General features: G+C 45.0%; 15 protein-coding genes. 8 read left to right on the forward strand and 7 right to left on the reverse strand.

The features are described from left to right. Positions 1 to 8 precede the first annotated feature (8 nt). From OO774_RS18060 to OO774_RS18075, 4 genes are all read left to right on the forward strand, one after another. Positions 9 to 533, forward strand: coding sequence for a YgjV family protein (locus OO774_RS18060; protein ID WP_264908081.1), 525 nt, complete (start codon positions 9 to 11; stop codon positions 531 to 533). Between the two features lie 103 nt (positions 534 to 636). After that, a complete protein-coding gene (locus OO774_RS18065; RefSeq protein ID WP_264908083.1) occupies positions 637 to 1272 on the forward strand; it encodes an RpiB/LacA/LacB family sugar-phosphate isomerase in 636 nt (211 codons plus the stop codon). 76 nt (positions 1273 to 1348) lie between these two features. After that, positions 1349 to 2278 carry a sugar kinase gene (locus tag OO774_RS18070; protein ID WP_264908085.1) on the forward strand — a complete coding sequence of 310 codons (930 nt, stop codon included), beginning with the start codon at positions 1349 to 1351 and terminating at the stop codon, positions 2276 to 2278. An 11-nt stretch (positions 2279 to 2289) separates the two neighbouring features. Then, positions 2290 to 2913, forward strand: coding sequence for a bifunctional 4-hydroxy-2-oxoglutarate aldolase/2-dehydro-3-deoxy-phosphogluconate aldolase (locus OO774_RS18075; RefSeq protein ID WP_264908087.1), 624 nt, complete (start codon positions 2290 to 2292; stop codon positions 2911 to 2913). Between the two features lie 104 nt (positions 2914 to 3017). Here OO774_RS18075 and OO774_RS18080 read toward each other — a convergent pair whose 3' ends face one another. Beyond that, positions 3018 to 3791, reverse strand: a complete 774-nt coding sequence (locus tag OO774_RS18080) for a siderophore-interacting protein (RefSeq protein ID WP_264908089.1) — start codon at positions 3789 to 3791, stop codon at positions 3018 to 3020. 188 nt (positions 3792 to 3979) lie between these two features. Beyond that, positions 3980 to 4564, reverse strand: coding sequence for a LysE family translocator (locus tag OO774_RS18085; RefSeq protein WP_264908090.1), 585 nt, complete (start codon positions 4562 to 4564; stop codon positions 3980 to 3982). Positions 4565 to 4690: 126 nt separating this feature from the next. On the opposite strand from OO774_RS18085, the gene OO774_RS18090 reads away from it, so the two are divergent. Then, positions 4691 to 5131: an Lrp/AsnC family transcriptional regulator gene (locus OO774_RS18090; protein WP_264908091.1), complete on the forward strand. Its 441-nt coding sequence runs from the start codon at positions 4691 to 4693 to the stop codon at positions 5129 to 5131. A gap of 97 nt (positions 5132 to 5228) precedes the next feature. Here the strand turns inward: OO774_RS18090 and OO774_RS18095 are convergent, their stop codons facing one another. Further along, positions 5229 to 5537 (reverse strand): cupin domain-containing protein, encoded by a 309-nt coding sequence (locus OO774_RS18095; protein WP_264908092.1) that lies wholly within the window; start codon positions 5535 to 5537, stop codon positions 5229 to 5231. A gap of 360 nt (positions 5538 to 5897) precedes the next feature. Here OO774_RS18095 and ompW point away from each other — a divergent pair, with 360 nt between their 5' ends. Further along, complete coding sequence (ompW, locus tag OO774_RS18100) at positions 5898 to 6542, forward strand: outer membrane protein OmpW (protein WP_264908093.1); 645 nt, start codon at positions 5898 to 5900, stop codon at positions 6540 to 6542. Positions 6543 to 6684: 142 nt separating this feature from the next. On the opposite strand, the gene OO774_RS18105 is transcribed toward ompW, so the two are convergent. Continuing rightward, positions 6685 to 6930 carry a Rho-binding antiterminator gene (locus tag OO774_RS18105; RefSeq protein ID WP_264908095.1) on the reverse strand — a complete coding sequence of 82 codons (246 nt, stop codon included), beginning with the start codon at positions 6928 to 6930 and terminating at the stop codon, positions 6685 to 6687. A 183-nt stretch (positions 6931 to 7113) separates the two neighbouring features. On the opposite strand from OO774_RS18105, the gene OO774_RS18110 reads away from it, so the two are divergent. Next, positions 7114 to 8247, forward strand: a complete 1134-nt coding sequence (locus OO774_RS18110) for an MBL fold metallo-hydrolase (protein ID WP_264908097.1) — start codon at positions 7114 to 7116, stop codon at positions 8245 to 8247. Positions 8248 to 8301: 54 nt separating this feature from the next. Here OO774_RS18110 and OO774_RS18115 read toward each other — a convergent pair whose 3' ends face one another. Further along, positions 8302 to 8727 (reverse strand): VOC family protein, encoded by a 426-nt coding sequence (locus tag OO774_RS18115; RefSeq protein ID WP_264908099.1) that lies wholly within the window; start codon positions 8725 to 8727, stop codon positions 8302 to 8304. A 217-nt stretch (positions 8728 to 8944) separates the two neighbouring features. Here OO774_RS18115 and OO774_RS18120 point away from each other — a divergent pair, with 217 nt between their 5' ends. Further along, positions 8945 to 10039, forward strand: a complete 1095-nt coding sequence (locus tag OO774_RS18120; protein WP_264908101.1) for a methyl-accepting chemotaxis protein — start codon at positions 8945 to 8947, stop codon at positions 10037 to 10039. A 168-nt stretch (positions 10040 to 10207) separates the two neighbouring features. On the opposite strand, the gene OO774_RS18125 is transcribed toward OO774_RS18120, so the two are convergent. After that, positions 10208 to 10537, reverse strand: coding sequence for a DUF4144 domain-containing protein (locus tag OO774_RS18125; RefSeq protein WP_264908103.1), 330 nt, complete (start codon positions 10535 to 10537; stop codon positions 10208 to 10210). A 25-nt stretch (positions 10538 to 10562) separates the two neighbouring features. After that, the gene (locus OO774_RS18130) at positions 10563 to 11099 is read right to left on the reverse strand and encodes a DUF924 family protein (RefSeq protein ID WP_264908105.1); all 537 of its coding nucleotides are present in this window, start codon (positions 11097 to 11099) and stop codon (positions 10563 to 10565) included. Positions 11100 to 11147: the final 48 nt, after the last annotated feature.

Consider the following 11147-nt stretch of genomic DNA (forward strand, 5'->3'; position numbering starts at 1 on the left):
AGTTGATTGTGGATGCCACAACATTAGCGCAAGCATTAGGGTTTATTAGTTTTGGTTTGGGGTTCTCCGTCTTTTACCAAAAAAATGATAAGCGCCTAAAAATCTTGATGCTAATCTTTAATCTCAATCATCTTCTCCATTTTTTATTGCTCGGTTCAATGGTCTCTGCGCTTGGCGCGTTATTATCGACAATCCGGACGACCACGGCAATTTTTGTTTCGTCGAAGCGAATCGCTACCGCATTTATCGGTATCAGTTTAGTTAGTGGTTTTTGGGTTGCCGAGCAGTGGCGCGACGTTTGGCCTATTTTGGGGACGGTTATTGGTACTTACTCCGTATTCTGCCTCTCAGGAATTAGGATGCGCAGCGGCTTTTTGCTCGGTGCTTGTTGTTGGCTTACCAATAATATTCTGGTGGGTTCTATTGGAGGAACGTTACTGGAAATGACCGTAATCGTAATGAATTCAACGACGATCTATCGCTTATATCGCCAGCGGACAGAGCCAAAGCTAAATCAATCAGTTATTGAGTGAGTCATTCCTTTTCTAACTGAAAATCAGCTCGAAAGGTCACCAGGTCCTGAGAGTTTTGTTTAAGAATTTATTTTTGAATGCGGTTTCCCCGCAGGAGTAACAGATGAAAATTGCACTAATGATGGAAAACAGCCAAGCCGCTAAAAACGCAATGGTGGCTGGTGAACTAAACACTGTAGCGGGTGGCCTTGGTCACGAAGTATTCAACGTCGGTATGACTGATGAAAACGATCATCATCTGACGTACGTCCACTTAGGTATCATGGCGAGCATCCTACTGAATTCAAAAGCAGTAGACTTTGTGGTAACGGGTTGTGGTACTGGCCAAGGTGCACTGATGTCAAGCAATCTGCATCCAGGTGTAGTTTGTGGTTACTGCCTAGAGCCATCTGATGCATTCCTGTTCAACCAAATCAACAACGGTAACGCTATTTCTCTCGCATTCGCTAAAGGCTTTGGTTGGGCTGGTGAACTGAACGTACGTTACATCTTCGAAAAAGCGTTCACTGGAAATCGTGGTGAAGGTTACCCTATTGAGCGAGCAGCGCCTCAGCAAGCCAACGCCGCGATTCTAAATGACGTGAAAGCTGCAGTCTCTAAAGATGTGGTTGAAGGCTTACGCGCCATCGATCAAGAGCTAGTGAAAACAGCAGTAGGTAGCGCCCAGTTCCAGGAGTGCTTCTTCGCACACTGCCAAGTGCCTGAAATCGCAGAATACGTGAAGTCTCTACTGGACTAATTACTTAATTTATCGGGAATTAAGTACAAGCCAGCCATTGTGCTGGCTTATTTTTTGTACCACTAAGGAGGCTCCCATGAATTCAATCAGTCGCGTCGCTATCATCGGTGAATGTATGGTGGAGCTTAGGAAACATCATGGCGTGCTACAGCAAGGTTTTGGTGGTGATACCCTCAATACGGCTGTTTACCTGTCGCGGTTAACCCAGCAACATGGAATCGAAACGTCATATGTAACAGGGCTGGGACATGATCCGTTTAGTCGCGAAATGCTGACTGCGTGGCAGGACGAACGTATTAACACGGACATGGTCTACTTTTCTAAAGACAAATTGCCGGGCATTTATGCCATTGAAACCGCAGAGGATGGCGAGCGAAGTTTCTTTTACTGGCGCGAAGACGCAGCCGCAAAGTATTGGCTACGCGAGCAAAACTTTGAGTCTTTAGTAAAAGATCTATGCCAACATCAAATGATTTATCTGAGCGGTATTAGCTTAGCTATTATCGCTGAAGAGCACCGTCAAACGCTGATCGACTTGCTGGCTACTTGCCGTAACGAGGGCGTCACCATCGCGTTTGATAATAATTTCCGACCAAAACTTTGGCCAAGTATAGAGTTAGCTCGTAACTTCTACTCAAAAATTCTCAGTGTTACTGACATGGCATTTTTGACTTTCGACGATGAAGTCATGCTTTGGGGTGACAACGATGAATCCGAAGCAATAAACCGAACCAAAAACTTTGGTGTTAAAGAGATCATTGTTAAGCGTGGCGCAGATGATTGTTTTGTTGTGACTCAAGACCAACAGCATACGGTTGCGGCATTGAAAGTAGACGCTGTGAAAGATACGACGGCAGCTGGTGACTCTTTCAGTGCGGGCTACTTAGCAAAACGCATTCTAGGCGGAGACGTTGCTGCATCTGCACTGGCTGGGCACAAAGTCGCTGGTTCTGTTATCCAACATCGCGGTGCAATCATTCCAAGCGAATTGATGCCGACTATTTAAGGAACGATGAAATGAAAGACCTTAATCAACAACTTTCTGAAATTAAAGTAGTCCCTGTTATTGCAATTAAAGACGCAAGCAAGGCAGTAAAACTGGCCCAGGTATTGGTTGAAAACGGCCTACCGTGTGCAGAAGTGACGTTTCGTACTGAAGATGCGGCACTTGCGATCAAGAATATGCGTGACGCGTACCCAGAGATGTTAATTGGCGCGGGCACTGTCCTAACCAGTGCGCAGGTCGATGAAGCGATTGAAGCTGGTGTCGATTTTATTGTTAGTCCGGGCTTCAACCCAACCACCGTTAAATACTGTCAGCAGCGTAACATCGCGATCGTACCTGGTGTAAATAATCCAAGCCTAGTTGAACAAGCGATGGAAATGGGCCTTCGTACTCTTAAGTTTTTCCCTGCGGAGCCATCGGGTGGCACGGCAATGCTTAAAGCACTTTCAGCGGTTTACCCAGTTAAATTCATGCCCACTGGTGGCGTGAGTCCAAGTAACGTCAAAGATTACTTGGCCATTTCTTCGGTCTTAGCGTGTGGTGGTACCTGGATGGTGCCTGGCGACTTGATTGATAACGAGCAATGGGAAGAACTGGCTGCGCTGATTCGTGAAGTTGCGAAAATTATTGAATAATTTCTACCTTGCCAAGCTTTGAAAACTATCGTTGATAGTCAAACAAGCTTTTAGGCACTTTGCCCACGCCCGGCTCCACCGGGCGTATTTTTAAGCGTGACTTGCTATTGATTGGATTCTGCATCTTCGCGCTTGATCACTTTATGTCCATCTTCAGAAACGCCTTGTTTCCAGTAGCTGCTGATGTAGATATTTTCACGCTCGACTTCCTTTTCATTGCGGAAGTATTGGCGTAATGCACGCATTGAATCAAACTCACACGCACACCAAACTGCAGCATTGCCCTGCAACCATGTTAATTCGCGAACGGCGTCTGCCAGATTCTGTCCTTCAGTTAGCCAAATCAGTTTCATACCTGCCGGGGCGTGCAGAGGTTGAATGTCTGCGGCAGAGAGGACACTAATAACTGCATAGCCTTTTGCTTCTTCAGACAAGGTTCGGATTTTGGCCGAGAGAGCCGGGAGAGCGGTCATATCGGCTGCCATGAAAAACCAATCGGCGTCTGTGTTTAGGTTAGAAATGCTACCCGGACCAACAATGCTAATAGTGTCTCCCTTTTGCGCGGCCATTGCCCAGCGAGCGGCGAATCCACATTGCAGATCTTGAGTGATATGACGAACAAAATCGACTTCAATGCTGCATTTCTCTGGATGGTAACGGCGAATCGTATAAGTACGCATCAATGGACGATTATCTTCAGACATCGCTTGTAAATCGGTACTGCCGTTTTGATTAAATAGCAGCTTAATGTAGCTCCCCTCACAGTCCGCCGGGAATTGACCCAGTGCCTCGCCTTGCAAAGTAAGGCGCTGCATGTTTGGAGTGATGGTTTCGGTGTGCGTAACGATAAGTTCTTTAGGCTCAGGTTTCTTTTTCATCTTTACTATTCTCGATAATTATTCTCTTTCTCATTTAAGAATATCAATATCTCTCTTGAGAGAGTAGTGTCTTTAAACAAATTTACACTGTGAATTGAAACTGAAATCTAATCTAGAGGACTCTTTTCTTGCATGATATAACCACCAAGCATGACAAAACCTCCGCAGAGGTTCTTACTTCTATTCCGTTATATCATTGGGATCGTTGATAAAAGCAGTAAAGCCGCCATGCCGTAATTAAACCCTTTGACACGTTTAGATGTGGTTAACCAGCGCTGTAACTGTATACCCGCAGCGGTCCAAAAAGTGACTGAGGGTAGGTTAGCCAAGCAGAAGATGCCTGCGATAAACGTCAACTCTAACCATGCGGCACCTGAGCTGTACACCGTGACAGCGGTGAGCGCCATTGACCAACCTTTTGGATTCACCCACTGAAATGCCGCCGCCCCGAGAAACGACATTGGCTTAAAATCATTTCTTGTTTCCGCTTTTCCACTGGTGGCGATTTTATAAGTCAGATACAGCAAGTAACTTAAGCTGAGCGCCTTTAATATCGTATGGGTAACCGGATAGGCGTGAAACAACCCCATTAAGCCAATACCAACCAGAATTAGCATCGCACCAAAGCCAAAAGTAATCCCTAGCATGTGTGGAATGGTACGTTTAAACCCGACATTCGCGCCTGATGTCATTAGCATTATATTGTTCGGGCCCGGGGTAAATGTCGATACAAAAGCAAACAAAGCCAACGCGCCTAATTGATGGTATTCCATAGTTTTTTCCTTACATCAAAACTGTCCTGAGTGGACGTCATCTATAAAACAACTATAAGTAGAAACGTCATCAATATTGTGCTTTTATTGACCTTGAATGGATTAATTAAGCAATAAAAAATCACTATGGATAAATTTGACGAAAGAATATTGCAAGAGCTTAAGTTAGACGGAAGAATCTCTAATGTTGAGCTGTCTGAGAGAGTTGGTTTGTCACCTTCTGCGACGTTACGCCGTGTGCAAGAATTGGAACGCCAAGGCGTGATCAAAGGTTATCGCGCGGTGCTGGACAGTCAGCAACTGGGTGTCGGTTTTGTCGCCTATGTTTCGATAGGGTTAGCTTCCCACTCAAAACAAGCACAACATGCGTTTGAGGAGCACGTACGTTTTGTGAAAGAAGTCGTTGAGTGTCATAACATCACTGGCGCGAACGAATATTTGCTGCGAGTCGAAACGCGAGACTTGGCCGCCTATAAAGCGTTTCATGCGGGCGTTCTGGGGGAATGTGAGCATGTGCAAGGCATTACCACCATGGTTGTTATGGATACGCCCAAAGATGAGCGATGAGCGTAGTGTCATGGCGAGTTTAAATGGCAAGTAAAATGGCATTAGCGCCACCTTGCCTAATTCTTGCTGTTTTTACCAAGTTAACTTGCTTTTGAATTTAGTAAAATACCGCCAACCAAATCGTTTCCTGATTAGGGTCAGTCCAGCTCACTCTATGTTTGGTGTGCGCTAAGATATTAACGTAATCGCCAGCCTCAAGGCGTTTGACCGTACCGTTTTCAAAGGTGAGTTCTCCCGTCCCTTTTATCACCAATACCCACTCGTTTTCGTCCTGATCGTACCAGCCTTCTTCAGGTGACGTTTGCCCGTGAGACACAATACGTTCAATACGCAGGTTTCCGTGGCACAGTAGATCTTCAAATGTTTCTTCACTGAGATCATGAGGTAAATCTTTAAACAGGTTCATGTTTTTCCCTGAGCTTGAAAAGAGAGACATTCATTAGATGATAATCGATTTACTCTGACTTGACCTGCTTTAAGCGTGAGCCTTTCAGTGTACAAGAGCTTCTCACACGCACATTTTGCATTACAAGGTTGTGTATCATTTGCATAATTTGTTGATCAATTTGGCGTTTTCTCATACAGATTCGCTATATTTTTTACAAATTGATTTCCGTCAAATTAGTAAGGTTTTTATGTGCTAGATTGCGCGCAGTTAACAAATATAAAAAACCTGAGTTCGTTAACACTCTGACTTCCATTGGATATTTAAGTGTTCATGAACATCTGATTGGGTAAAAACGAAGCCCTATAAAAGGAAATAAAAATGAAAAAAACAATCTGCAGTTTGGCAGTGGTTGCTGCGCTCGTGTCACCAAGTGTTTTCGCTCATAAACAAGGTGACTTCGTTCTTCGTGTGGGTGCGGCGTCCGTGGTTCCTAATGATAGCAGCGATAAAATTCTTGGTACTTCTGAAGAGCTGAAGGTGGATTCTAACACTCAGCTTGGCCTGACATTTGGCTACATGTTTACGGACAACATCAGCTTTGAAGTGTTGGCGGCTACACCGTTTAGTCACGATATTTCTACAGATTTAGGCAATCTTGGCGATATCGCTGATACCAAACACCTGCCACCAACGTTTATGGTTCAGTACTACTTTGGCGAGCCACAAAGTAAGTTCCGTCCATACGTTGGTGCGGGTCTGAACTACACCACCTTCTTTGACGAAGGTTTCAATGGTACAGGTAAAGCTAATGGCCTGTCGGATCTGAAACTGGATGATTCATTTGGTTTAGCCGCTAATGTTGGCTTGGACTACATGATCAACGATCAATGGTTCCTAAACGCGTCTGCGTGGTATGCAAACATTGAAACAGAAGCAACCTATAAAGCAGGTGGCGTGAAACAAAAGACTGACGTAGAGATTAACCCTTGGGTATTTATGATCAGCGGTGGTTACAAGTTTTAAACAATAACCAGTAGTTTTCAGGTCTTATGACCGCTAGCAATATTTACTATGCGAAATCGCATATAACAGTTTTGGCATGACTTTAGGGGCGGTATTCGGGCACTGCCCCTTTTTTTTTCTCCCACTTTCAAATCAAAGTGGGTTAATCAAAAGTGACTTCGGTGAAGTGTGGGTTTGCTTTCAGTGCACGCATCGTGAGAAGCAGTTCGGTCGGGAAGGCAATATGTTCGCCGTCAACATCAAGAAACAGACATTCTTGTCGCAGCATATCAAAGCCGGTATCAAACGCTCTCCCCTGATGGCTTTCACCATTCTTTAGCGTAATTTCCACAGGTAGCTGAAACATACAGGCGATTTCAATAAAGTCGTATTGATTGCAGGTCACCATGGTTGTTCTCCCTTTGCATCAATTCTATTTGCTATACCCAGTACAAACTGTTTGGTTTGAGATTCCACTCCAGGGGAATAGTTTCCACTGAAACCTAATCTTCATTTTACGCCTCAAGTTGGTCATGAAACAGACACATAATCGCGTTTAACTAAAAGCATCGTCGAGCAAACGTAAATAAACATGTCTGAAACGACCCTAAAGAGCAGTCTTTTGAGCCGTGAGCGTAAATTAGCCTCACAGATTAAGCCGCAAATTTATACCGCGCAACTCGCGCATCGTATTCTTCACTCTCCCCAGTTCGAAAATGGCCGAGTCAAAAATACCATGCCGAACGTGCCAAGCCATCAGTCGTTCTGGCAGGTTTGTTGGAGTTATTTGGGAGGCCGTGCACCATTGTGTCCCAATGGACATTTACCTTACTCCCCAATCGTACAAGATCAGTTTTTACATCGCAGTGATGCTATGCGAGTGACCTGGCTGGGCCACTCAACCATGCTGGTGGAAGTGGATGGCATTCGTATTCTGACCGATCCGGTATTTGACTATGCTTCACCATTAGTTGCGAAAGCGTGGTTTGAGCGCAATATCCCCAACACACATGCGAGAGAAAGTTTACCTATCCCCGACATTATCGTGATCTCGCACGATCATTATGATCATCTGGAAGCCTCAAGTATCCGCTTTTATGCAGATAAATCAGTGACCTTTTATGTGCCGCTTGGTGTCGGTAAGCACCTCATCAAGTGGGGAGTGTGTGCTGATGATATTGTCGAATTTGATTGGTGGGAAAGTATTCAGTACGCCAATGTCGAGCTTATCTGTACGCCCGCGAACCATAATTCAGGGCGAACTTACCTGGATAAAAACACCACATTGTGGGCTTCATGGGTGATTAAAGGACGAAGCGAGACGCTGTACTTTAGTGGTGACAGTGCTTACGACCAGCATTTTGCCGACATCGCGCAACGGTGTGGACCAATCGACATTGCCTGTTTGGAAGTGGCGGCGGATGTAAAAAACAATCAGGGTTACCCAGTAGAAAACTGGGGCCACATGCAAGCGCACCATACGGTTCAGGCATTCAAGGATCTGCAGGCCCAAAAGCTATTGCCTGTTCACTGGGCGACCTATGAGTTGTTCACCCATAAATGGGACGAGCCAATTGAAGATTTGATTACCCATTGCCAAAACGAGAGCATAACGTTGCTCACGCCCATGCCAGGAGAGAGTTTTCTCGTTCAGAATGAAGTGAGAAACCGCACCTGGTGGCAGAAGGAAGTGAGTGAAGAATCCGTGAGAGGGATCGAGGTGTAAGGCATTTTGGTTTAGCCCACATAGGACAAGTTGCGGCCAGTAGCCGGGTGAAACTTACTCGTTGGCCACTTGAGGTTTTAGCTCGACCACGTTCCCCTCGGGATCATTAATATACAGCGAACGCCCAAAACCTTGCGCGCCATAACGTTCGGCAAAATCCTCCGTTTGAATATGGTGGGTGTGCAGATATTGGATGAGTTCAGCTTCTTCAAACGGCGTAAGTTGCAAACAAAAGTGATCGACGTTCCTACCATTTTGTACAGGAGGTTTTCCGCCCAGTTTGCCCAGTTCACTTTCTACCGTGACGATATCAATTAACGCGGTTCCGGCTCTGAGCTGCGTTAAGCCCAATTCAGCGAGCTCCCTTTCTACCAGGCAACCGAGTATTTCACGATAAAAGTGCAACATGGCATCGAGGTTCGTGGTTCTTAAAACAATATGATCGAGCGCTTTTATTTCGATAGGGTTATTACCAGGCATGCATTCCTCCTTTCTGATTGCTTTGAGATTAGTATAGTCAGTAAGCGGTCGGTTCTAACATCCAAATTAACTAAGGTGATGAATTGCTCAATTTAGCCAAAAAGATGAACTTATACGGAGTTCAATTCATTAATTTTGCTACTGTTAGCAGGGTTTAATCTAGTCGTTATAAGTACAATGTATTGTAAATGCACGCTTGCTGAAAATGAGACGAATAATGCTTTGGCAGAATAAATTAAAACAACAAAATCAAGATTTAAGAAGTGAGATTGCCGCTCTACAGGAAAAGTATGACCGCGATATGCAATCTATGCGGCAGCAGTTAGACGCTTCTACACAAGAAATTGAGTCGTACAAACAAACGATAAAATTGAACAGGCAAGTGATGTCATCTAGCCTCGAAGGGAGCGTAATGCTGGAAGCGATCAGGACTCAAATGGCGGCAAGTGCTGAAAATCTGCAAGCTGAAAATGAGGCGCTGAAGTTACTTGATGACATGTTCGCACAAACACATCAAGCATTGGCGCGTTTAGAAAATCGCGCTGAGAAAATCAGCTACCACGCAAATAGCAGTATGGCTGTGGCGCAAAACTTAGACAGTACTGCGAGTTCAATCAACCAGTTTGTATCAACCATTAAAGAAATCTCCGATCAAACCAATTTGTTGGCGCTAAATGCTGCGATAGAAGCCGCTAGAGCAGGAGAGTCGGGTCGAGGCTTTGCCGTGGTTGCGGATGAAGTGCGCGGCTTGGCTGGGAAAGCGCATGAGACAAGTGAGAAGATTGACCAGTTGGTTCATCAAATCGTTTCTCAAGTTCAAGCCATTAAAGAAGCCATTACAGAGAATCAGACCTGTGCAGAAGAGGTTTCAGCGTCTTCATCGCAAATTGGCTGTATTGTGAATGAAGTGGTTGTTAAATCAGAGCACATGCAAGAGGTTATTTTTCTCGCATCAACCCGCTCATTCTTGGATACGGTGAAACTTGATCATGCCGTATGGAAGCAAAACTTGTACAAGTTGGTTGAAGCCGAAGCCTTTGAGGAAAAAGTTTCTGAGCATACTGGGTGTCGTTTGGGGAATTGGTATTACAGAGGGGCTGGTACTCAATATAAAGGGTTGCGTAGTTTCTCTATGTTAGAGGAGCCCCATAAGCAGGTTCACGAATATGGTAAAAATGCGCTTCTGTACGGGAAAGCATCTGATTCCCTGGCAATGATCAACGCTATTCAATCGATGGAAAAAGCAAGTTGCGAAGTGGTTTATCAGCTTGACAGTTTGTTGGATGACATTAAGGCGACTAAGTTTGGCTAAATCAAGATAGTTCAGGCCAGGCTTTAATTTACTGCGTTTATAAGCAGACCGTCTGTTTGAAGGTCATTTTGTGACAATGCATCAAGATGGCCTTCTGATTTCAGGCAAACCGATCGATCCCGAGAGACTCATCGTTTAGAACTGTTTGTGGCGTTCCAAGCTGCTGAATTAACTTGCTAATGCACAAACGGCCTGCTGTACGCTACTGAACTGGATTTTGATGATGCATCTCTGCGCCTGACTGAACTCATGAGACTGGATGAGTGTGGTGACTTCTTCAACTGACAGTGTTTTGTCTTCTGGGAACAGGACAATTTGTTTGCTACTACCGTATTGCAAGCCGAAAGTGCGACCTTGTGAATCAATCACGTAGTCTTCTTGTCCCCAGATAAGTGCCTGGCACTCCGTTTGGAAATCCGAGTGCGAGTGCAGATAGATGAGCTCGTCATCGCCGTCTAGTTTCAATAAGCATGGCCACATTACGGTGTTTAGCGTCATTCTCTTACCTTGTTTTTCACTGACCTTAAAAGCCAGAATTCGGTGTTTTCAAAAACTCAACTTCTTCTGGCGTGCTTTCTCTTCCCAATATCGCATTACGATGTGGGTAGCGTCCAAATTGGTCGATAATGGCTTTGTGTTTTAGCTCAAAATCGTAGTTCTTTTCAAGTCCCGGGGCGTGAAACAGTTTTTCCGCTTCCACATGGATGACACGAGATTCACTGTGCATGAACGGCATGTACAAAAAGCTACGTTGCTCGTGATTAAGTGCTTTATGCAGACCGAGTCTAATGGCCTCTTGCGCTAACGAGAGCGCGAGTGGATCTTGGGCAAACGCTTTGGGTGTACTGCGGTACACATTACGTGAAAATTGGTCGAGTACAATAATTTCCGCTAATCGTCCTTTTGCGCTGTCACGCCAGGTAAATAGTTCGCAGCGAGCGGCTTGTTCTAGCACTGAGGAAAACCGAGATTCAATAAGGTTATCCAGTTCTGGATTGCTTTCGAACCAATCTTGAGGGGTCAGTTCTTCAAACCAAAACTTGATGATCGACAAGTACATAGCGCGTCCTTTTATTACCGAGAATCTATAACCAAGAGCCAGAAGTGT

It is taken from the genome of Vibrio sp. STUT-A11, from assembly GCF_026000435.1.
In the GTDB taxonomy this organism is placed as follows: Bacteria; Pseudomonadota; Gammaproteobacteria; order Enterobacterales; family Vibrionaceae; genus Vibrio.

Excerpts from the sequence above, each read along its gene's own strand:
- OO774_RS18115 (WP_264908099.1), bottom strand. The coding sequence starts at position 8,727 with ATGCCTGGTAATAACCCTATCGAAATAAAAGCGCTCGATCATATTGTT.
- OO774_RS18065 (WP_264908083.1), top strand. The coding sequence starts at position 637 with ATGAAAATTGCACTAATGATGGAAAACAGCCAAGCCGCTAAAAACGCA.
- OO774_RS18110 (WP_264908097.1), top strand. The coding sequence starts at position 7,114 with ATGTCTGAAACGACCCTAAAGAGCAGTCTTTTGAGCCGTGAGCGTAAA.
- OO774_RS18075 (WP_264908087.1), top strand. The coding sequence starts at position 2,290 with ATGAAAGACCTTAATCAACAACTTTCTGAAATTAAAGTAGTCCCTGTT.
- OO774_RS18085 (WP_264908090.1), bottom strand. The coding sequence starts at position 4,564 with ATGGAATACCATCAATTAGGCGCGTTGGCTTTGTTTGCTTTTGTATCG.
- OO774_RS18120 (WP_264908101.1), top strand. The coding sequence starts at position 8,945 with ATGCTTTGGCAGAATAAATTAAAACAACAAAATCAAGATTTAAGAAGT.
- ompW (WP_264908093.1), top strand. The coding sequence starts at position 5,898 with ATGAAAAAAACAATCTGCAGTTTGGCAGTGGTTGCTGCGCTCGTGTCA.
- OO774_RS18125 (WP_264908103.1), bottom strand. The coding sequence starts at position 10,537 with ATGACGCTAAACACCGTAATGTGGCCATGCTTATTGAAACTAGACGGC.
- OO774_RS18105 (WP_264908095.1), bottom strand. The coding sequence starts at position 6,930 with ATGGTGACCTGCAATCAATACGACTTTATTGAAATCGCCTGTATGTTT.
- OO774_RS18095 (WP_264908092.1), bottom strand. The coding sequence starts at position 5,537 with ATGAACCTGTTTAAAGATTTACCTCATGATCTCAGTGAAGAAACATTT.
- OO774_RS18070 (WP_264908085.1), top strand. The coding sequence starts at position 1,349 with ATGAATTCAATCAGTCGCGTCGCTATCATCGGTGAATGTATGGTGGAG.
- OO774_RS18090 (WP_264908091.1), top strand. The coding sequence starts at position 4,691 with ATGGATAAATTTGACGAAAGAATATTGCAAGAGCTTAAGTTAGACGGA.
- OO774_RS18080 (WP_264908089.1), bottom strand. The coding sequence starts at position 3,791 with ATGAAAAAGAAACCTGAGCCTAAAGAACTTATCGTTACGCACACCGAA.
- OO774_RS18130 (WP_264908105.1), bottom strand. The coding sequence starts at position 11,099 with ATGTACTTGTCGATCATCAAGTTTTGGTTTGAAGAACTGACCCCTCAA.